This is a genomic window from Pseudarthrobacter sp. H2 (assembly GCF_050157045.1).
Lineage (GTDB): Bacteria > Actinomycetota > Actinomycetes > Actinomycetales > Micrococcaceae > Arthrobacter.
This window is the reverse complement of sequence record NZ_CP189596.1, coordinates 47,186-66,072: the sequence shown is the minus strand read 5'-3', so window position 1 is coordinate 66,072 and position 18,887 is coordinate 47,186. Positions and strand designations below refer to the sequence as shown.

The 18,887-nt window shown below is 63.3% G+C and carries 20 protein-coding genes and 2 pseudogenes; 12 read left to right on the top strand and 10 right to left on the bottom strand.

The genetic code is table 11. The annotated features are described in order from the left end of the window. The first annotated feature begins 46 nt into the window (after window positions 1-46). The gene (locus ACQCSZ_RS25750) at window positions 47-733 is read left to right on the top strand and encodes a FadR/GntR family transcriptional regulator (protein ID WP_427008792.1); all 687 of its coding nucleotides are present in this window, start codon (window positions 47-49) and stop codon (window positions 731-733) included. A 244-nt stretch (window positions 734-977) separates the two neighbouring features. Here ACQCSZ_RS25750 and ACQCSZ_RS25745 read toward each other — a convergent pair. Then, a pseudogene (locus ACQCSZ_RS25745) lies at window positions 978-1,076 on the bottom strand (LexA family transcriptional regulator); the annotation flags it as partial. Between the two features lie 649 nt (window positions 1,077-1,725). Here ACQCSZ_RS25745 and ACQCSZ_RS25740 point away from each other — a divergent pair. After that, window positions 1,726-2,289: a recombinase family protein gene (locus tag ACQCSZ_RS25740; protein ID WP_427008800.1), complete on the top strand. Its 564-nt coding sequence runs from the start codon at window positions 1,726-1,728 to the stop codon at window positions 2,287-2,289. Between the two features lie 129 nt (window positions 2,290-2,418). Here the strand turns inward: ACQCSZ_RS25740 and ACQCSZ_RS25735 are convergent, their stop codons facing one another. Next, window positions 2,419-3,000, bottom strand: coding sequence for a protoglobin domain-containing protein (locus ACQCSZ_RS25735; protein WP_427008791.1), 582 nt, complete (start codon window positions 2,998-3,000; stop codon window positions 2,419-2,421). A gap of 187 nt (window positions 3,001-3,187) precedes the next feature. Next, window positions 3,188-3,400: pseudogene (locus tag ACQCSZ_RS25730) on the bottom strand (transposase); the annotation flags it as partial. 423 nt (window positions 3,401-3,823) lie between these two features. On the opposite strand from ACQCSZ_RS25730, the gene ACQCSZ_RS25725 reads away from it, so the two are divergent. Next, window positions 3,824-4,792 carry an oxygenase MpaB family protein gene (locus ACQCSZ_RS25725; protein WP_427008790.1) on the top strand — a complete coding sequence of 323 codons (969 nt, stop codon included), beginning with the start codon at window positions 3,824-3,826 and terminating at the stop codon, window positions 4,790-4,792. 95 nt (window positions 4,793-4,887) lie between these two features. On the opposite strand, the gene ACQCSZ_RS25720 is transcribed toward ACQCSZ_RS25725, so the two are convergent. Beyond that, a complete protein-coding gene (locus tag ACQCSZ_RS25720) occupies window positions 4,888-5,112 on the bottom strand; it encodes a hypothetical protein (protein ID WP_427008789.1) in 225 nt (74 codons plus the stop codon). Between the two features lie 110 nt (window positions 5,113-5,222). Between ACQCSZ_RS25720 and ACQCSZ_RS25715 the strand changes: the two genes are divergently transcribed. Together ACQCSZ_RS25715 and ACQCSZ_RS25710 are read left to right on the top strand one after the other, a co-directional pair. After that, a complete protein-coding gene (locus tag ACQCSZ_RS25715; protein WP_427008788.1) occupies window positions 5,223-5,525 on the top strand; it encodes a DUF4193 domain-containing protein in 303 nt (100 codons plus the stop codon). 705 nt (window positions 5,526-6,230) lie between these two features. Continuing rightward, on the top strand, window positions 6,231-6,779 hold the full coding sequence (locus tag ACQCSZ_RS25710) for an OsmC family protein (RefSeq protein ID WP_427008787.1): 549 nt from the start codon (window positions 6,231-6,233) through the stop codon (window positions 6,777-6,779). A 432-nt stretch (window positions 6,780-7,211) separates the two neighbouring features. On the opposite strand, the gene ACQCSZ_RS25705 is transcribed toward ACQCSZ_RS25710, so the two are convergent. From ACQCSZ_RS25705 to ACQCSZ_RS25685, 5 genes are all read right to left on the bottom strand, one after another. Next, window positions 7,212-7,472: a hypothetical protein gene (locus tag ACQCSZ_RS25705; protein WP_427008786.1), complete on the bottom strand. Its 261-nt coding sequence runs from the start codon at window positions 7,470-7,472 to the stop codon at window positions 7,212-7,214. A gap of 280 nt (window positions 7,473-7,752) precedes the next feature. Then, window positions 7,753-8,145, bottom strand: coding sequence for a ParB family protein (locus ACQCSZ_RS25700; RefSeq protein WP_427008785.1), 393 nt, complete (start codon window positions 8,143-8,145; stop codon window positions 7,753-7,755). After that, window positions 8,142-9,065 carry a ParA family protein gene (locus ACQCSZ_RS25695; RefSeq protein WP_427008784.1) on the bottom strand — a complete coding sequence of 308 codons (924 nt, stop codon included), beginning with the start codon at window positions 9,063-9,065 and terminating at the stop codon, window positions 8,142-8,144. Before ACQCSZ_RS25695 ends, ACQCSZ_RS25700 begins: the two co-directional genes overlap by 4 nt. Window positions 9,066-9,903: 838 nt before the next feature. Beyond that, window positions 9,904-11,664, bottom strand: coding sequence for a hypothetical protein (locus ACQCSZ_RS25690; RefSeq protein WP_427008783.1), 1,761 nt, complete (start codon window positions 11,662-11,664; stop codon window positions 9,904-9,906). 231 nt (window positions 11,665-11,895) lie between these two features. Next, entirely contained in the window at window positions 11,896-12,099 is a 204-nt protein-coding gene (locus tag ACQCSZ_RS25685; protein ID WP_427008782.1) for a hypothetical protein, read from the bottom strand. Between the two features lie 292 nt (window positions 12,100-12,391). Here ACQCSZ_RS25685 and ACQCSZ_RS25680 point away from each other — a divergent pair, with 292 nt between their 5' ends. From ACQCSZ_RS25680 to ACQCSZ_RS25665, 4 genes are all read left to right on the top strand, one after another. After that, window positions 12,392-12,868, top strand: a complete 477-nt coding sequence (locus ACQCSZ_RS25680; protein WP_427008781.1) for a hypothetical protein — start codon at window positions 12,392-12,394, stop codon at window positions 12,866-12,868. Continuing rightward, complete coding sequence (locus ACQCSZ_RS25675; protein ID WP_427008780.1) at window positions 12,865-13,866, top strand: hypothetical protein; 1,002 nt, start codon at window positions 12,865-12,867, stop codon at window positions 13,864-13,866. Before ACQCSZ_RS25680 ends, ACQCSZ_RS25675 begins: the two co-directional genes overlap by 4 nt. Continuing rightward, window positions 13,863-14,486 carry a phosphatase PAP2 family protein gene (locus tag ACQCSZ_RS25670; RefSeq protein ID WP_427008779.1) on the top strand — a complete coding sequence of 208 codons (624 nt, stop codon included), beginning with the start codon at window positions 13,863-13,865 and terminating at the stop codon, window positions 14,484-14,486. Before ACQCSZ_RS25675 ends, ACQCSZ_RS25670 begins: the two co-directional genes overlap by 4 nt. A 142-nt stretch (window positions 14,487-14,628) precedes the next feature. After that, entirely contained in the window at window positions 14,629-15,084 is a 456-nt protein-coding gene (locus ACQCSZ_RS25665; protein ID WP_427008778.1) for a hypothetical protein, read from the top strand. Window positions 15,085-15,341: 257 nt separating this feature from the next. Here the strand turns inward: ACQCSZ_RS25665 and ACQCSZ_RS25660 are convergent, their stop codons facing one another. Then, a complete protein-coding gene (locus ACQCSZ_RS25660; protein ID WP_427008777.1) occupies window positions 15,342-15,656 on the bottom strand; it encodes an ArsR/SmtB family transcription factor in 315 nt (104 codons plus the stop codon). Between the two features lie 175 nt (window positions 15,657-15,831). Between ACQCSZ_RS25660 and ACQCSZ_RS25655 the strand changes: the two genes are divergently transcribed. Genes ACQCSZ_RS25655 through ACQCSZ_RS25645 form a run of 3 tightly spaced genes read left to right on the top strand, consistent with a single transcriptional unit; the run spans window position 15,832 to window position 18,857 of the window. Further along, window positions 15,832-16,830: a CHAP domain-containing protein gene (locus ACQCSZ_RS25655; RefSeq protein WP_427008776.1), complete on the top strand. Its 999-nt coding sequence runs from the start codon at window positions 15,832-15,834 to the stop codon at window positions 16,828-16,830. Continuing rightward, window positions 16,827-17,342, top strand: coding sequence for a hypothetical protein (locus ACQCSZ_RS25650; RefSeq protein ID WP_427008775.1), 516 nt, complete (start codon window positions 16,827-16,829; stop codon window positions 17,340-17,342). The genes ACQCSZ_RS25655 and ACQCSZ_RS25650 overlap by 4 nt, the downstream gene beginning before the upstream one ends. 39 nt (window positions 17,343-17,381) lie before the next feature. Next, complete coding sequence (locus ACQCSZ_RS25645) at window positions 17,382-18,857, top strand: chromosome partitioning protein ParA (protein ID WP_427008774.1); 1,476 nt, start codon at window positions 17,382-17,384, stop codon at window positions 18,855-18,857. Window positions 18,858-18,887: the final 30 nt, after the last annotated feature.

Genomic DNA, 18,887 nt, shown 5'->3' with positions numbered 1-18,887 from the left:
CACACTCTAAAGCATGTGGTCCAACCACATCAACTAGGATGGCGATATGCGCACGCACCAACTTGTCCTGCAATGGATCGAGAAACAGCTCATTGACGGCCAGCTTACGGTAGGCGGGCGGCTCCCTGCTGAGCGCACCCTCGCCGAACAGCTGGAAGTATCCCGGACCTCGGTCCGTGAAGCCATCCGCATATTGGAAGCCATGGGGGTGGTTCGCGCAGGAGTGGGGTCAGGCCCGGACGCCGGCACGGTGGTGATCGCGGATCCGACGGCGGCGCTCGGCTCGGCGCTGCGGCTGCACGTTGCCACGCAGCACCTGCCGGTGGCGGACATCGTGGAAACGCGAGTGCTCCTCGAATCCTGGGCGGCCGCCCGCGCGCGTGCGGATTCCCCGGCGCTTGCCGAGGCCGCCGCGCTGCTGGAGCAGATGGACGCAGGCCCGGACACAGAGGATTTCCTGGCGCTGGACGTCCGCTTCCACCTGGCCCTGGCCGAGGCCGCCGGCAACGCCGTGGTCAGCGCCATGATGGGTTCCCTGCGCGAAGCCATCCAGGGTTACGCCGGCCGGCTCACGGCCAATTTGCCGGACTGGGATGCCACCGCCGCAAGACTCCGCTCAGAACACCGCGAGATTCTGGCGGCCATCAACAACAACGACGGCGTCCGTGCCGCCCTGCTGGTGGCGGACCACATCGAGGGGTACTACAAGGAAGCCGGACTGGGCTCCTGGTAGGACTTTGTTAGGTTTTGCTGTGGTGCCTTTTTGATCTTCGGGCGGGGCCGAATGAAGCTCAAGCATTAGGAAAAAGTTTCACAAATACCGTGTGGCACATGACATATGGAAAGACTGGCGGAGACATGTCACTGGGGAGCGGCCTGCGCCCGTCAACCCGGTGATTACCGCATGCGGGGCGGCGCCCCTGCATGCCACCATCTGCAAAGGAGCAGTAACTCATGAGACATTCGAGTTGCGCATAAGGAGATGGATACCCGGCCGCGACAGCGACCGGCGAAATCAGCACCGACAACAACGACGCACCCGCGTCTATCACGCGGGGACCAATAAGAACGCCCACAACACACCTTTTATTCGAATATATCTTCGAATAAGCATACTGCTAAGCACCGACAGAAGACCTATCGGCCGGTGGGGCTGGTCCTCCGGCCGGGCCGGGTTGCACGCCAGTGGGGACAGCTTTGAGCTGTGCGGAGGGCTCCACCTGACCCCAATGGGCACAACCCGGCGAAACGGCGCGCTTTACTGAGGGGACGTCGGGCGGCGGACCTTTGGCTGGGGGGCATGAGGAAGCCTCCGCGCGAATCCGGGGACTCAAGCGTGGAGGCTCCCGGCTCTCCAAGCTGGGGGGACTGGAGAGCCTCAACGAGTCAACCGGGGCCGGGCCGAACATTCAGGGCCCAGTACTCCTATAGCTGACCCTAGGTGACAAGTAGCTTGGCTGGTTTGACCTATACCAGGCTGACACCGCGGGGGGTGTCACGAAGAATCTCATCGACCGGGCACGCCAAGTGAACATGTGTCAGGTAACACCGACTGGGCGCCCTTTGCGTGACCTACTATAAGTTACGGGTTAAGTGACAGGTTGTGAATCGCTACTGGTCCGAATCTGGTTGTCACTTATACGGCCGTATAAATAACAAGGGAGAACTGCCGTGCTGGTCGGATACATGCGCGTCTCCTAAGCCGACGGATCCCAGAGCACCGACCTGCAACGCGACGCCCTGCTCGCGGCCGGCGTCGGGCCGGGTCAGTTGTATGAGGACAAGGCCTCCGGGAAAACGGATGACCGGCCGGAACTGGCCGCCTGCCTGAAAGCGCTCCGCGACAACGAAGACACCCTGATGGTCTGGAAACTGGACCGGCTCGGCCGGAACCTCCGGCACCTGGTCAACATCGTCCACGACCTGACCGACCGCGGCATCGGCCTGAAGGTCCTCACCGGCCAGGGCGCCGCCATCGACGCCACAACGGCCGCCGGGAAGCTGGTCTTCGGGATCTTCGCCGCCCTGGCCGGGTTTGAACGCGAACTGATCTCCGAACGCACCCTCGCAGGCCTCGCCTCCGCCCGCGCCCGCGGCCGCAACGGCGGACGCCCCTACAAAATGACGCCCGCGAAACTCCGCCTCGCCATGGCCTCCATGGGCAAGCCCGACACCAAAGTCAGCGCACTCTGCACGGAACTGGGCATCACCCGCCAGACCCTCTACCGGCACGTCTCCCCCACCGGGGAACTGCGCCCCGACGGGCAGAAGCTGCTGAACCGGAAATAGGGGGCGCTCCTGCGTGCCCCGCCATACTTCCTGTCCCGCCGGCGCTCAGCGGGGGCACGCATCCATACCGCGAACAGCCCCTTGTGCCCGCGTGCCTGTTCGCCGTTCTGGACCGGTGTCACCGGAGGTTCACCAGGAGAGTGAGTATGGCTCAGCCCACAGTGCAGCCGTGATCGTGACCGCCTTGAACCATGCCTGATACATCGCTTCCACGTCATCCGCGTCCAAGGCCTGTTCTGCAAGGAATGGCCGAATCGTTGCTGTCAAGGGAACGATGAAGGCGATGATGTAGCGCAGGTTGATCATGGAGGCCGGTGAACTCACGCCGTCGGTGAGGTTCTTCTTCGCTGCTGTGTGGCGGAGCGCGATCTCGTGTTGGTAGTCCAGCCACTGCTGATCGCGCTCCCGTGAACAAACATCCACGATCCACTGGGCGAATCTGGCCCGGACAGCTCCCAGGTAGTCCGGGTTCGCGGTCCCGTCCGCGCCGGCGAAACTTGCGATCAGGAAGTCATGGCTGCCAACGAATCCGTACCAGACATCGAGAATGCGATCGGCCTGAGGGCCAAGAATCTCCCCTGCGCGGCGCAATGCGGCCACGTCGTCGTCAGTCCATAGCACCGTCGACTCGAGCCGGGCGAGGTCTTCGAGGGACACCGGGGACGTCGCACTAGTCTTACTCCCAAATGTGTAGCCGGGAATCGAGGACATTTTTTACACCTTTCGCAGGCAACATCATCAAGGTATCCACCAGCAGCGCGCCCGTAAAGTGGCTCTTCAGAATTGAGAGTGTAGTTTCGGTCTGAAGCCGCCGGATTCCAGCAGTGATCTGGCGACATAGCTGGTGAGGTTACGGGGCTCTTCGTGGTTCGTGGGGAAAGTGGTTCCCGGGTGAGTGTCATGCCGCCGTCCGGACGGCACTTCTCAAGAGGATAACCGATTTGTAGTTGGCGGCGTTGCGATAGCCGCGCGCGGTGCGTTTGATGTTTTCTATCGCCGTGTTGTTGGCCTCGACCTTGGCCGTGGTGGCGCCGGTGATGACGAGTACTTCGATTTTCGGCCACCACCGGCAGATCGTGCGGTAGAGCCTGTTCGTCTCGGGCCTGCCGGCTGCTTTGGGTGTTGAGGGACATTTGCCCGGAATCCGGCGCTAGAACGCTCGGATCTGGCCGGCCGATATAAGGGGAGGGCCGACCCACGCGAAACTTCGGTACGTTCGGAGTTGGTCGGGTTCGAGCTGGGGACCTAACCAGGGCGAAGGCGAAGACGACTGTGAGCATGGTATCGGCGGTGCAGAGAGGTGCCTACGGGCAGTCCCGTCAAAGGATCCTTTACTGAGACAGGGGCCGATAGTCCCTACAAAAGGTGTCCACACACTGCATCGACGCACCTGACCCCAGCAGCCGGCCGTGCCAGCGGCGCCCATCCGGGTACGAGCCTTGCAGTGAACCCCGGGGGCCAGGAATGAGAACGTCCTGCCGGGGCCATCCGGACCGGCCACAGCCCCGGAAAACCGCTCGGGTACAGTGTTTGAATGGTTCGTGGACTTGCCGACATCGGGGCGGAGGGTGTTTTGCTTGCCGGCGCGGGGCGCGCCGTGTTGCTGCAGATCGCCCATCCTGCCATCGGTCATGCTATCGCTGAGCACAGCAACTTCTCCGAGCGCCCGTTGGACAGGCTCCGCAGCACGATGAGTTATGTCTACGCCGTGGTCTACGGCACCTCGGGCCAGGTGGCCGCCGTCAGGCGTGTCGTGAACCGGGCCCATGCCCGTGTCCTCCGCCAGCCGGACGCCACCTCGAGGGGGTACAACGCCTTCGACGCCGAAACCCAGCTCTGGGTAGTTGCAACCCTGTACGACACGATGGTCACGGTCCACGAGAAAATCCACGGTCCGCTCGAGGACGCCTCGGCCGATGTTGTCTACCGCGAATACGCCAGGATCGGCACTGCCCTGCAGTTGCCGGAGCAGATGTGGCCGGCTGACAGGGCGGCCTTCCGCGAATACTGGAACCGCACCCTGGCCGGACTGGAAGCCGACGAGGTCGCGGTGCGCGTCGCACGTGACCTGCTTTATCCCTCAGCCGGCCCGGCCGTAATGCGCATGGTCATGCCCCTGGCGCGCCTGATCACCGCAGGGCTCCTGCCGCGCCAGCTTCGGAAGGACTTCCGGCTGCCGTGGAACCGGCGGCACCGTCTGTGTTTCGAACGCACGATGAATCTTTTGGCCAGGGTTTATCCGCTGCTTCCGCAACGTCTCAGGCACTGGCCGAAGAACTATTACCTTGGCCAGCTCGCTCCAGCGTTGGGCACACCTAGCAAGGCCGGCGCCTTGCGGCCGCCCCGGAGGCAAGGGGCCGGCAGCCCAACGCCGATAACAGCGCATACGTCTCCCGGCCGTAACCAGGTGCAGCGCCCCGGCTACAGCAGGACGCACCCCTTCGCCCGGTCCTGCACGGCGGCAAGCTCCAGCCCGGTGGCGACGGGTCCGTCCCGGAAGTAGCGCGCGTACCCGGCGCCGGGGTCCTCCGCGGTCAGCGTCCATTCGCTGACTACCTGGTCGTAGGCGTCCAGGATCCTCGGGTCCTGGGCCGGGGATCAGTGCTCGTCGGCCAGTGCCTGCAGCAGATCCTCACGCGTGCAGCTGACCACTTCGTCGGGGCAGTGCGGCATCGCTGGACCTCCGGTCCTGGACCCGGCAGGCGCTGTGACCCATATCGTGACGGCCGGATCAGCCCAGGCAAGCCCGCGGCCGCGGGCGGCGCGGCCCACGGCTTCCAGTGCGTCGAAATAGCCCAGGCGATCCCCTGATGCCCTCGCCATCACGTACCGGCCGCACAAACGTTCATGCCGCCCTGTAACTGTGGAATAGCCGCGGCATCCTGTACGTTGCACCGGAGTCAGTCACCACACGAGAAAAGAGAACCAGCCACGTGGCAACCGATTACGACGAAGTCCGCTCCGACGTCAAGGAATCCCAGCAGAACTCCCTGCAGGCCCTGCAATCCGCGAACGCACCCGACGCCCGCAGCGTCGTCCTGGAACTCGACGAGGCCGACGGCCTGGACAGGGCCGGTACCCCGGGCGGCGAGTTCATCGCCGAGGAACTGACCGTCCAGGTCATCCCGCAGGCCGAGGACGAGTTCACCTGCTACTCCTGCTTCCTGGTCCGGCACCGGTCCCAGATTGCCCGGCGGAAGGGCGCCCACGCCTACTGCACCGACTGCGAAGGCTGAACCCGGCCCGCACCGGTCCCGGGATCCGTGGCGCGATGGACGATGATCTCCGGGCCGACGCCGGGGCCGGGTTCACGCGTCCTTCCCCGGAACAGGTCCGTGGGCGCCTTGCGCCGCTGCCGCCGGGCCCAATATGCAGACACGGGAAAGCCCCTCGGACGAGGGGCTTTCAGCGGGCAGGTCAGTCATTAGGTCGTGTTGGCCAGCGGTGATGCGCTCCCCCTTCCCGGACGCCTGACGCGCCCCTGCCGGACTTTGTACTGCAAGACATTAATATGCGGATCAGTGGCCCGTCCAGCGACACGCCACAGCCTTTGCGCCGGACGGGACGGATGCACGCCGCGGCTGTGGGCAGCTGTTGGAGCGCAGCGGAAACCAGGGTGCTGCTTCCAACGGATGTGACTTAAAGCGAACGAGCGGGCATGGTGTGCCCGCTCGTTCCTGGTGGCTGCCGCCTTTGGCATGACCGAAGGAGGTGCCCTGCACTGCGTCACCGACTCCGTCGACAACGAGGAACACGTCTTCAGGCCGCATCTGTGAACTTTAGGCACGAAAGCGCATACGTTGACCCGAACCTGTCAGCTTTGGGAACGGCGGCGTTACCCGCGATGACGCCCCGTGACCGTCCATGACAGAACCCGGTCATCGGGTCTTCGCGCTCTGTACTCTGAACCGATTGCCCACTACGCAGCCGGAGGAAACCCGATGACCATCACGACCGAAACAAGCCTCGACATCACGGCCGCAGACCGGGCGGCCCGCCTGGATGCCGCCGGGGATTTCTGGACGAAGCGGATCAGCTCCGATGCCGGGAACGCGCAGCTGACTTACTTGGCCAGCGGCACCGTCGAGGGCTCGGTGGCCACGCGGATCACCGCCGGCAGGCACGAGTTCCTTGTCGACGAGCCGGCGGGCTTGGCGGGGGACGATGCAGCGGCGAGCCCCGTGGAGTATGCCCTGGGCGCGCTGATCTCCTGCCAGGTCGTCGTCTACCGCCTCTACGCCCACCAGCTGGGGATCCCGTTCGACACGATCGCCATTGACGCCGAAGGCGATCTGGACGTGCGCGGCCTGTTCGGCGCGGACGAGACGGTACGCCCGGGCTTTACCGCGGTCCGGCTCACGATCAGGATCACCGGCCCGGGAACCCCTGAGCAGTATGAGGAACTGCGCCGCGTGGTCGATGCCCGGTGCCCGGTCCTGGACCTGTTCTCCAACACCACACCGGTTACCGCCGTCATCGCCGCCGGCTAGGACCCCCTGATCACGCGCAGCCAGGAATGACCGGGAACGTCGGAGGTCTGCGACGTCGGGCACGGGCCCCCGCCGGGCGCGGCGGCGGACGCCCGGACGGGCGTGAGCCTTGCGAGCATGTCAGGAAGCGGGAAACATCCCTTGGATCGGCAGGAGAATGTCAATTACCTTCAAGACGGTAGGTAGCGCGCTGACTCCACTCCGCAGTGTCTGAGCCAAACGAATCTGGCAGGCGAGGGACTTGCTGGGCTGGGCACGGTGCCGTGGTTGAGTCATGGCTCCAGCGTCATTGAACGGAGGCCTGGCGTGGGGGAAGGCTTCTATCCAGGGATGACCCGGGGGTTTAAAACGCGAAGGCCGGCGTGCGCCGGCCTTCGCTGGTTTTCCCTCAGCAAAAAGGAAATTTGTGGTGCGCGTCATCGCTGCAGATTGTTACAGCCCGTCGAGCCGGTGGTCTCGCCTGGGCAGGTCTACCGGGCCGGTTTCTTTCCCTGCGGTAAGCAGGCGCAGTTTCAGGATCTCCTCGGCGGCGCTGGCGCCCGGAGACACGAGGTCCCTCTGCAACTGCACGACCTGCGTCTCGGCCTCCTCCCCCAGCTTGGTGAAGAACTCCTCCGGATTCTGAATCTGGCTGTAGCGCGTCGGACTGGCTGACTTCAAGGCTTCCTGTGCCTGCCTGCCGTACCTGTTCATTCCGGTCCTCCTCCGGTGCTGCCCACAGAGCATCAAAGCTCAGCTGACCACCTACTTGCTTCTTGCGTCCTGCCATGCCCCCCTTACTGAAAAGATTTCAGTAAACCACAGTAGCCGGTTCCTTTGTATTACCTGTCATGGTGGACTGAATGCCTGGAGTGCAATCTGGTTGAAATATTCGTGTGCAGGCGCAATTTTGGTGCGTCCGCATTCCTGTCATTTCGAAGTGCACTGGCAGCATCAAGGACCGACAGCATTACTTTCAAAGACAGCAATGCCGTCAAATTTGGATCTTGCGCCCCGGCGCCAAGTTGCGTGACCCACCTTGAAACTGCTGCCCCTCGTTGTAGAGCCGTTCACGGCGCTCCACTTCCATGAGCACGGCTCGGGAGATGAACTCGGACCAACTGCGGTCCATTTCCTGGCCGCTGGTCCCTGTGTAGGCAGCCTTCGCGCGCTTCACGTCATCGCTGGCCATGTAAAACGTGACCTGTTTCGGCGCCGAGTCAAGCAGCGGCTCCTGGACCGCCGAGGTAGGTTTTGGCACAGTTTGCGCCGCATTGCCCTCGGTTGTGCCGGGGCTTCTGTTGGCCTTCACAAGGTTTTGAACGGAAACGCTTTCTGCTTGCCGACGGCGTGGGACGCTTATCGGTTGGCGGATTCTTTCAGTCATGATGCATTCCTTTCCTCGGCGGCTTCGAGGCGGGCAACGAGTTCATGGGCGATCTGATAAAGATCTTCTGCGACATTTCCGGCGGAGCGTGGCTGGCTCTGACCGGCTTCGGCGGTGCCTTTCAGCACCTCGTACCATTTCGGAGCGGCCTTGACCTGTTCTTCCAGTTCGTGGACCAGCACTCCCCTATCGCGCGCCGCCTGGGCCGGGGCTTCTGCGTGACGCACCATCCCCTTGAAGAGGACGTCATCTGTTCCGAAGGTTTTGGCGATGGCTTCACGCGTTGTCCGGTGTACATTGGTGGCCGTTGACGACGTGGCCGTGATGATCACGCCGAGTAGGTCGAGGTTTGGATTGACATCGATAACTGTGTCCAGACGTTTGGCGACTCCGATTAGGCCTTCACGGCCTGCCTTGTCCGTCTTTGTGGGAACAACTACGTAGGACGCCGCGCCAAGGGCTGCGACCTGCAGTGGCTCATTGCCGGGCGGACAGTCGATGAAGATGATGTCGTAGTTGGCGGCGATCGGTGAGAGCGACCGTGCAAGTGCCAGCTTTGCCTTGCTGCCATCTTTACTGCCCTGCGATACCAAGCCGGCTGCGGCCTGGTCGAGGTAGGACCCTCCAGGAATGACGTCCAGGTTGGGCCGGACGTCTTTCAGTGGCGCAAGCGCGGATCCGAACATAAGGCCCTGTGCGAGGGCGCTGCCATCGTCGTCAAGGTCACCATGCCTGTATCCAAGGTCAAGGCCGAGGTTACCTTGGGGATCCATGTCGATCAGCAGGACCCGCCACCCCGATGTTGCCAGGAGAGCGCCGACATTGGCTGTGAGCGTGGTTTTGAGTACCCCGCCCTTGCCGTTGACGAAGCCGCAGATTCGGTCCATGCCTGTCCGGTCAAACATTGTTGTCGCTGTCATAGCCTCTACCCTACTTTCATTACTGTCTTAGCTGTCTTTGAAAGCAACCGTGTCAAAGACTTTTTTACGGTCGTTACTGTCATTGCCAGTAATGCTGTCAACGCCAGCACTGCGGTCGAAGTCCTCGCTGGTGAAGTCATCGCCGCCAGTAAGCCCCAGCTCGTCGTCTGATGGGGGCCGGTACCGGTCGAGCTGGTGTCCCGGACTTCCTGTTCGGTTGCGGCGGCCTTGTGTTCTGCTCAGCAACATCGCCGAGGGCGGAGGCGTCCGCGTTCGATGGCCTCATGCACGAGGCCGGCGACGTCAGGCGTTACCCGCTTTGACCGCAATACCGGTTTTACTGTCAATGCAGGTATTGCGTTTATTGCCTGCATTACTGTCGAAGCCTTCGCTTTTGCGGATGACCGCACGCCACCTGCCACAGCATCTCCCAGTAAGAACTGGTTCATCATCTGAAGGAGGATCCAGGGGTCCTCCGGCTTCCTGTTCGGTTTCGGCGGGCGTGTCATCTGCTCGGCAGCATCGTCCACGGCGCCGAGACGGCGTGCCAGTGCTGTCAGGCCGGTCCCGGCGGTGATTGTCCATTATGCCAGCGTTCAATCATCTGGTAGCTGCTCATGGTGGCCAAGGCGGTTTCGACGGCAGTGCGCCCTGAGCCCGGTTGCCTTGGCAATGCCTGCGGTCGTGAGGGATAGGCGTCCGCGTTCGCCGGCCTCGTGCATGAGGCCGGCGACGTCAAGCGTTACCCGCTTTGACCGCAATACCGGTTTTACTGTCAATGCAGGTATTGCGTTTATTGCCTGCATTACTGTCAAAGCCTTCGGTGTTGCCGCTGCCCTCACGCCACCTGCCACAGCATCCCCAGTAAGACCGGTTCGTCGTCTGAGGGAGGGATCCAGTACCGGTCTGAGTCCGGGTCCTGGACTTCCTGTTCGGTCAAGGCTGATACCAGATGCCGGTCAAGCCATGCGTGCCAGGCCGCGCGTTGTTTGCGGTGGCGGGTAATCTGCTCGGCAGCATCGTCCAGAGCGCCGAGACGGCGTGCCAGTGCTGTCAGTCCGGTCCCGGCGGTGATTGTCCATTGTCCGTGCCGGCGTTCAATCATCTGGTAGCTGCTCATGGTGGCCAAGGCGGTTTCGACGGCGGTGCGGCTGAGCCCGGTTGCCTTGGCAATGCCTGCGGTCGTGGGGGAGAGGCGTCCGCGTTCGATGGCCTCGTACACGAGGGCAGCGACGTCCCCGAGGGCGCGGAAAACGGGCCTTATGCCGTGGATTTTTCCGCTGCGCCAGGACAGCTCCCGTGCGAGTTGTTCGAAGTGCTGGGGGAGCTGGATCACGTAGGCGTCGGCGTTGCGGCCGCGGGCGTCGGAAATTTTGGTCAGGATACCGTCCGAGGCGTGCTCGAGGGCAGGCAGCAGCCTGGAGATAGTGCCGTGGTGCTTGCCCATGGCGGTAGCGAAGGTGCGGCAGCCGACATCCAGCAGATCAGTCTCCATTGTCCGCATGTAGCCCAGCACTGCCCGGAGCAGGAGGCGAAGGCTCAGGCCCTCGCGGCCGTGTTCCTTCAGGCGGTGGTCCAGGACCGCGTAGAGGACATTTTCAAGGTCGTTCACGAGCTGGTGGACGCCGGCTTTGCTGGCGGTTCGAACGGCCCCCCCTGTGGGTTTTGGGGGGCTTGTGTCGTTAATACGGGCAGTCCTTCTGCCTGTTTGCCGGGGCTCCGGTTTTTGGGTCCAGGTGCAGGCGTTGGCCCACTCGGTGGGGAGCAGTCGTTCCTGCCGCCCGGTGCTGCCGTAGAGGGCAGCCAGGCCGGGGAACTGGCCGCGCAGCTCGCGGCGGACCTGCTCCAGGGTCCACCCGCAGGCGGCGAAGTGGTTCAGGACCGCCATGCGGGCCTCTGACGCACTGGCGAACCTGGCGGTGTCGTACAGGCCGGTACGGGCCAGCACGCGCAGAGGGGACTGGCTCCCGCCCAGGGGAAGCGCGCGGAAACCGTGCGCCGCCGTGGCGGCAGCCAGCTTGGCGGTGCGGGCTTTCAATGAGCGGATGCGTTGCAGCTCGGGCGCCAAGGCCCGCCGTAGCGCAGTGACAGTGGTGGCGGGGTTGCGGCGGCGCAGGATGTCGTAGGCGGCGGCCAGGGGAGTGGTCAGGATCTGGTGGCCGCCGGACTTATGCGCGGATCCCGGAACGCGGATACAGCCGTCGGTGACGTTCTGGTGCGGGCCGGGGTCAAGGCTCGGAGCCAGCAGGGTCAGGGCTTCCACAATTTCCCGTGCCTCCGGGGCGGTCATGCGCTCGGCCAGGGGGATGTAGAGGTGCCGGCCGCCGCTGGGGGAAACGTCGGCTACGTACCGGAGGCCGCAGTCTTCCAGCAGGCGGCCCAGGCGCGCGGCGTCCTCGTCCACGACGCCCTGCAGCGCCTTGGAGGTGTCCAAGTCAAGGCAGAGCGTGGCCACGGACCCGTCCGCCCCATGAATGAGGACGGCCGCGGGTTTTGCCGGCAGCGCAGCGGTGATCCGCGGCAGGTTGTGCGGCCGCGGGTACTGGAACCGCCCGCCAATCCACCGGCCCGGGCGGTAGGACGGCGCCCCGGCAATCAAGGGGGCAAGAGCCCATGCCAGGTCCGGCGTGACTGGACACGCCGTCTGAGGGGCGTCAGATGTTGACGCAGCTAGACGTGGCTGTACGATAGACAGCAGTTACTCCTCTCCGGAGGGTACACAAAAGGACACCTACTCGTAGGTGTTCAGAAAAGTTCAGATCACCGATCCGCCAAGATGTGGATCTGAACGACATACTTTTGAAGGCCCGCTTTCGCGGGCCTTCAGTTTTTAACTGGCCTTAGCGATAGGCAAAGTCTCCTGGCCCCTTAAACGGTCAAAGTCGATGGTCTTCAGGTGGGCATGAACAAGACGCGCGATGAGGTCGCTGCGGCTTTCCTTGGTGGCGTCCACGACGGCTGCCAGTTTTTCAGCATCCGACATGGGCAAGCGGGCTGTGATTACGTGGCGTTCGCCTTTGCTGCGCTGTGCCATTTTCCCTCCCAGGACCGAAGTTACATCTCATACACAACATGAATCAGATTCCGTTAAGTGGGAAGAGGGTCGGCGTGTCGCCGAGAGGACTGCCATTGGAGCGGCTGCAGGTGTCTCGCTATGTTGCTCGTGGTGCACTGGCCCAGATTCACTAGTAGGCCCTCCACCCTCTCTGTGACAAGCACATTTTTTGGAAGCTTGGTACGGTTACCCCTTGCTAAGGCGCGTCTGGCGCTGGTTTCTATAGTACACATTACTGAAATTTTTTCAGTTGATTACCGGAGTCTTGAGAATGGAACAGTCCAAACTGACCGTGGATGTCATCGAGGCGCTGAACCTGCCGCCCTACCCCTCGTTGAGCGACCTGGTGGTTGCGGTGGAAAAGAAGTATGGCAAGAGCCTGGTCTTCGAGGAGGGCTCAGCGGACAGCCTGGGGGAGGGTGTCACCGGTCACTGGATTGACACTCCCGACCATGGCATCGTTCGTTACCTTCGGGGCGCCAAGGCCTGGAGCGTTCACGTTGTGCTGCACGAAGTGAGCCACATCCTCTTGGGCCACAAGGGAAAGCCTCTGGACGGACTGATCGCAGGGTCCTTCTTCTCCGGCATTGGTAAGCGGAACGGTGTCAGCTGGATGTGCCGCGCAGTGGACGTTCCTCTGGATGAGGCTGAGGCCGCAGCGGAGAATTTGGCCTTCGGCCTGGCGCAGGTTTTGCATGCCACCCCTGCTAAGGAGGCCACGAAGGCCGAACGGGTGTTCGGGCTATGATCGCTGCCGCTTTCTGGATCTTGACAACGGTATTTGCCGTTCGCCTCTATTTTGTCGCCCGCTGGGGATCCTCAACAGCGTTTGTTGGTGCGATAGGAATTGGTGTTCTCGGCCTCTTTGCTACCGGCGTCGTCGTGCCCGAAGGAACCCTTGATGCTGCTCTTGGTGGGGTCAACTTCCTGCACCTGATTCGTAATCTGTGTGTCACGAGCGCCATCTGGCTAGTGCGTGAGGGAATCTTCGCTGCCTACTCTCCGGATGAGAGCTACCGCTCCCGCTTCAGCCACCGCCCCGTTGCGGCCGGCCTCGGAGCTGGCGCCATCACCGTCCCATTCTTGTTTCAGCATTTTGTTCCGACTTCTTCCAGGTTCGTGCCGGAAAATGTCCAGCAGCTGTCGATCTTCATCTATGCCAGCGTCTACATGGGCATTTTGGCGTTATTGGCCGTATCTGTCCTGCGTATTTGCCTCCGTCCTCAGGAAAGCCTGCCCGTCCGCGTGAGCTCCCGGGTGGTCGCAGCCGGCATGGCGCTGGTTGTCCTCGCCTCTGTCGAAGAAATCGCATACATGACCGCCTTACACAACGACGTGGGCAGTTTTTCTCTCCAACAGGTTCTGTACATCCTGTTCACTCCGCTGTTTTACGGCGGGGTTTTGCTCACGTCCCTGGGCCTGGGCATCCCGCCAGCAGTTAAAGCGTGGCGTCGGCTGCAGCTCTGGGACCGGGCCGCCTTGGCATTTCTCACGGCTACCTTGGGAAGGGCTTACTGGAGCATGTCGTTTGTAGCCTGGTTGGTGAGCATAGCGAGCAGCTTCTTTGCCGAGCGTCCCTCTTCGCGTCTGTACGAATACGTCATCCGTTCCAGCGACCATAAGGTCGCGCTGTCCGGGCAACCCACACCCATGCTCGCCGGCCGCGTCCTTGAAGCGGTCCAAGCACGATTTGATGGCGGCATCGGCTCGCTGGAATCGGTCCTCCCAGTGAAGGAAGTACGTTGACAGCAGCAACCCCAACTCTGACTGCAAAGAGGTCATCCACAGCAGTCGGCCGTCTCGCGAGGACCGCGACCGAAATCGCGCAGCCACCCCTCGTGCTGTCCCTTCTGCTGATTCTGGCTTCGCTTCTCGGTGACCAGTGGTCAGTCTCCATCTGGTCCGGCGTTATTGCGGCCCTCTTCATCTGTCTGGTGCCCTTCGCGGTTGTCCTCATCCTGGCCAGAAGGGGCCAGCTGACCGACCACCATGTGGGAGACAAGAAACAGCGGCGCCCCGTCATGCTGTGGACCCTGGGCTCAGCTCTGCTTGGCTGCGCAATCCTCTCGGTCATCGGCGCACCACAGCCTGTCTGGGGACTCATTGGCGGGATTTTGTGCGGGATCGTAGCCCTCATCCTGATCAGTCCAATATGGAAACTATCGGGCCATGCCCTGACTTTGGGCGGCGCGACAGCGTCTGCTGTTCTAATGTTCGGCTGGCTCGGGCTGCCGTTCGTTGTGGCTGCTCCGCTTGTCTGCTGGTCCAGGGTCTATCTCCGGGACCACTCAGCCCCCCAGGTCATAGCCGGTTTCATAGCCGGCATAGTCGCTTTTGGGGCCTCATATACTTTCATTGTTGGCTGACTGCTCACGTGGTACTCCGCAAAGCCGCCCAGGCCCGGCAATTGGTCTCAACGGAAACAAATAGGAGGGCTGTGAATTCGTTACCACCGGCAGAACGCTGCCCACGGAGCGTGGCCCTCGTCGGCCGAGAGCAGGATTGCGCGTGAATTCAAATGACGACCCCATAGATCCGCGAAGCGATAAAGAGGTTCTTGCCTCAAGACTCCAGCTTCTCCTAGATATCGTTCACGCCAAAGACGCTGGCAGTTTTACCTACGAAGATGTCCGCCAGGGACTGGCGGAGCGGGGAATCAACCTTACGAGAACCCGATGGCATCGGCTGCTCGCTGGCTCTCCGGATAACCGCTGGGACCCGGAACTGTTGAGGGCGCTGGCGTACTTTTTCGACGTGGACGAGAATTACCTGCTTCAGCGCAGCGGCCCGATTCCGGAACGGGTCGAGGCTGAACTCCGGCTGATAGAGGCATACCGCATTGCCGAGGTCGAGCACTTCGCAGCCCGGGTTCTGGGAGAAGTTAACGTGGACGCACTGCGGGCAGTAACTCAAGCCCTGCGAAACCTTCCGCCCCGACCAGACAAGCAACGCCCATCGGACTGAAAAACATTCACTATTGAAATTTCTTCAGTAGACTCTGGAGCGTGACATGCTTCAGGCGCCCTATAACGGCCTGACCGTGCACAGCGTGTGGCATCACGGGCTGTAGCCCCTCCAACAGTTTTTGGGGGTGGCAGGGGCTACAGCTCCCGCTGCGGGCAACGCGCGATGGCCCATCACTGAAAAATTTTCAATACTGAAATATTTTCAGTAGACTCTGGAACATGACATGCTGCAGGCGGAACCCTAAACAGCCGGAGTCACCTGCCCTGGACGTAGCTGAGGTACTGGTGTGCCAGTTCCCGGATTCTGGCCGGCTGCGCGGTGTAGGTGACGTCTTTGCCGTGGCGCATGCCGGCCGGGGGATCGGTCTGCACCAGCCCCGCCGTGGCGAGGGAGTCCAGGTGCCGGTTCAGGCTCGGGCGGCTGATGGCCATAACGGACTGCAACCGGCCGATGACCGACGGGCCCAGAAGCGACAGGTGGCGCAGGATGGCGGCCTGGGCCCTGTTGCCCATGAAGCTGATGGCAGCCTCGACCTGCGAGGGGAGTTCTGGTCGGATGAGGCTGGACATGGATCTATCCTGCCTGATGCCCGGGAAAACACAGCCTCTCTTCTTGTCCTTCTCTATTGCTAACCAAGAGAGTTTCCGGGATGAACCGGGGGCCGGTTTGAAGCCAAAGGGACTCCTGGGGGGCGCGGCAGTTCTGGTCCCGGCGGTCTTGTGCGGGCTGATCCTTCCTATCGTCATGCTCTTCGTTCCACCTCCGGCAACGGCCGGCTGCGGCCCCACGGTGTCCGTCATCATTGACGGTGATACCAGGGTGGACGGCTACACCGGGGAGCAGCTCCAGAACGCTGCAGCAATCATGAACGCCGGCAAGACACTGAATCTGCCGGCACGGGGCCAGATGATCAGCGTCATGGTCTCCCTGGGCGAATCCGCGCTGACGGTACTGGATCACGGTGACGGGGCGGGCCCTGATTCCCGGGGGTTGTTCCAGCAGCGCGACAACGGCGCGTGGGGCTCCTACGCAGACCGCATGGACCCCATCATCAGCGCCACGAACTTCATCAAGGCCCTGCAGGGTATCGCTGGCTGGGAGCTGTTGGAACCGACCGTTGCCGGTAACAAGGTCCAGCGCAACTCCGACCCGTATCACTACCAGAAGTACTGGCCCGAGGCCGTCAAAATCGTTCAGGCGCTCTCGAACTCGAAGTTCTCCCTGCAAGGCAGCGGCTGCGCCATCCCCGGACAGCCCGGCGCGGGGAATGACTACCCGTGGAAAAACTCGCCCACCTGGTTGCAGGCCGGCGCGAACACAGCCAGCACCTCACCGCTGGGCATGTACCACCGCGAGTGCGTGGACTTCGCCCTGTGGCGGGTGAACCAACAGATGGGCTCCACGGGCGCGCCGTTCAAGTTCCTCAACGGCACCTTCCGCCCGGACGGGCAGGGCCTTGGCTCGGCCCTGACGTGGAAGGCCGGCTGGGACGCCAAGGGCTGGCCCACCGGCGGCACACCCCGTGTCGGTGCGGTGGTCTGGTACGCGCCAGGGGCCGGCGGAGCGGACCCGAGCTTCGGCCACGTCGCGGTGGTCAAGGAAGTCAACACTCACGGGACCTATGTCGAAGAGGGCTACAACGGCAACCCGGCCCCGGATGACCACAGCTACTACACCCGGACAGTGGCCAACACTGTCCCCTCCGCTTTCCTGTACCTGCCCACCCAAGAGGAGAAGAAGTGAAAAAGCCCTTGACCCTGCTCGCCGTGGCGCTGCTCTGCGTTTCCTGCGCACCGGCCGCGAACACGACGCCGGCACCGGCGGCATCAACCAGCCAGCCCACAGCGTCCGCGCCGGTCTCACTGAGCGCCAACAGCGGACCCCAGGCGCCCGGGGGCACCATCCCGGCCACGACCGGCATCAGCTGGGATCAGGCCAGCAAAGACAAGGCCGTGGACGCCGCCGGGAAGGCCATGGCGGACTTCGCCCGCCCCGCGCTGGAGGAAAAGCAGTGGGCCAACGACCTGGCCCGCTGGCTGACCCCGCAGGCGACTGCCGATTACTCGGCAGTGGACCCGGCCAACATCCCGGTAAGCCGCGTCACCGGCCCCGCCACGCTGAACGTCGATGACGCCAACGGCTTCGGCGTCATGGCAGCGGTCCCCACCGATGCCGGGCCCTACACGGTGCAGCTGCTCCGCACGGGCAAGGACGCCCCGTGGAAGGTCAACCGGCTCACCCCGCCGTCGCCCTAAGCGCCGCACCTCCATCTCACACACGTAAGGAAGAAGCTCATGGGTACTACACCAACGCAAGTTCTGGCCTTTCCCAACATCCGGGCCATCGTCCGCGACAACGGCACCGCCGAGGTCGTCGTCGCGGGGAACTCCCGCGTCGTCCCTGCCGGGGACACCGTGCAGGAACTGCGCAACAACGCTCTGGCTCTCATCGTGGGCGAGGCGCAGACCCTGAAGCGCCCCGTCAGGGTCCGGATCGAGGATCCCGAAGGCAACGGTGAACTCATCGTCCACCCGGATAACAAGATCGAATCCGTCTCCTATGACCCCCGGCAGGCCCGCCGCCGGGCAGAAGCCCCCGAAACCACGCCTAAGACAGTCGTCCCGGCGATCATAGAGACCGTCCCCGCACCGGAGCCCGCGGCCACACCAGCAGCGCCCGCGACAGTTCCTGCCCCTCCAGCACCGGTGGGCGCCCAGCCGTGGCCACACGCCCACGTCGCTGCCGATACCGTTCCGGTGCCGGCCAACCCGGAACCGCAGACGGCCGACGCCCTCACCGAGGAAGCGGCGCCGACGCGGCGCAGCTTGAAGGAAACCTCGTTCCTGGTCAGCGCCCCGGTACTGGAACCGGCCACCCAGGGCTGGCGCGGAACACTCACCCGCCTGGGACTGCGGATGGACCCCTCAGAGGAAGAACTCACCGAACGTGAGGACGTCCGCACGGTCAGCCAGCACTGGCCCGGCCCCCGCACCATTGCCGTGGTCAACCGCAAGGGCGGGGCGAACAAGACCCCCACCGTGGTGATGCTCTCGGCCATCCTCGCCCGCTACAGCGGGGCCGCCACCGTCGCCTGGGACAACAACGAATCCCAGGGAACCCTGGGCTGGCGGACGGAAAAGGGCGCCCACGACCGGTCCGTCCTGGACCTGATCGACGCCTCCACCGAACTGCTCTCACCGGCAACGAACGCCGCCGAAATCGCCAAGTTCGTTCACCACCAGACCGCCGACAAATTCGACGTCCTGCGCTCGGACGAAAACGAAGAAGGCGACCACGAAGTCACCGCCGAGGAAGTCGACATCGCCCACCAGGTCCTCACCCGCTACTACCGGCTCGTCGTCATGGACTCCGGCAACACCGCCCGGGCCGCGAACTGGCGGCGGATGATCGACCACACCAACCAGCTCGTCGTCCCCGTCACCGCCATCGAGGACCGCGCCGAAGCCGCACGTCTGACCCTGCAGACACTCGAATCCCGCGGCGGCCACGACGCCGAACTGGCCCGGGGCGCCGTCGTCATCGTCTCTGAATCCACCGACACCAAACGCAGCATGAGCGGCGAGGCCCTGAAACGGGCCAAAGCCGAAGCGCAGCGGATCGCTGACGGCTTCGCACCGTTCGTGAGGGCCGTCGTCCGGATTCCTTACGATCCGGCCCTGGTCAACGGACCCATCCGCTACGAAGCCCTCCAGCCCGCAACCCAGCGTGCATGGCTCGCCGCCGCGGCCGCCGTCGCCGCCGGCTTCTAAGCCACTCAGCACCGGAGTTTGAAAGGAGGA